The following is a 1,190-nucleotide window of genomic DNA, read 5'->3' on the forward strand; positions in this document are numbered from 1 at the left end:
AACCATGGCAAAAGAGACATTTGAACGTACCAAGCCGCATGTGAATATTGGTACGATTGGTCACGTAGATCACGGTAAGACAACGCTAACGGCGGCGATTACGACGGTAATGGCCAAGCACTATGGTGGTGTAGCCAAGCAGTTTGCAGATATTGATAATGCTCCGGAAGAGCGTGAGCGAGGGATTACGATAGCGACGGCTCATGTGGAATATGAAACTGACAAGCGCCACTATGCGCACGTGGACTGTCCGGGTCACGCCGACTATGTGAAGAACATGGTGACAGGTGCTGCCCAGATGGACGGGGCGATATTGGTGGTAGCGGCCACGGATGGCCCGATGCCGCAGACCCGCGAGCACATTCTGTTGGCCCGCCAGGTAGGCGTACCCCAGATTGTGGTCTTTATGAACAAGACGGACCTGGTGGACGATGAGGAGTTGATTGAGCTGGTGGAGCTGGAAGTTCGCGAGCTGCTGACCTCCTATGAGTTTGACGGAGACAACATTCCGGTGATCCAGGGCAGTGCGTTGAATGCACTCAACGGGGATGCCGACTCCGAGCAGGCGATATTGGACCTGATGGCAGCGGTGGATGAAACCGTACCGACACCTGAGCGGGATGTTGACAAGCCGTTTTTGATGCCGGTGGAGGATGTGTTTTCCATTACCGGGCGTGGAACGGTTGCCACCGGTCGAATTGAGCGGGGAGTGATCAAGCTCAACGACGAGGTGGAGATTGTGGGGATTGTGGAAGATCCGATGAAGAGTGTGGTCACCGGGATTGAGATGTTCCGTCGGCTGCTGGAAGAAGGCCAGGCGGGAGACAATGCCGGGATACTGCTTCGGGGGATCAACAAAGAGGAGCTGCAGCGGGGAATGGTACTCTGCGAGCCGGGCTCAATTACTCCCCATAAAGAGTTTGAATGCGAAGTGTATGTACTGAGCAAAGATGAAGGAGGCCGTCACACGCCGTTCTTCAAAGGCTATCGTCCGCAGTTTTATTTCCGTACCACGGATGTAACGGGAGCCTGTGAGCTGCCGGAAGGCGTGGAGATGGTAATGCCGGGCGACAATGTGAAGATGAATGTAAAACTGATCCAGCCGGTGGCGATGGAGAAAGGCCTTCGGTTTGCGATTCGCGAAGGCGGACGTACCGTCGGAGCGGGCGTGGTTAGTGAAATTAACGACT

At 55.0% G+C, this 1,190-nt stretch carries 1 protein-coding gene; it reads left to right on the forward strand.

The window, feature by feature from the left end:
* Nucleotides 1-4: 4 nt before the first annotated feature.
* A partial coding sequence (tuf, locus tag L6773_RS21215; protein ID WP_237856676.1) for an elongation factor Tu occupies nucleotides 5-1,190 on the forward strand: 1,186 nt, incomplete at its 3' end.

The sequence above is a fragment of the Rhodohalobacter sulfatireducens genome, from assembly GCF_022012475.1.
Taxonomy (GTDB): domain Bacteria; phylum Bacteroidota; class Rhodothermia; order Balneolales; family Balneolaceae; genus Rhodohalobacter; species Rhodohalobacter sulfatireducens.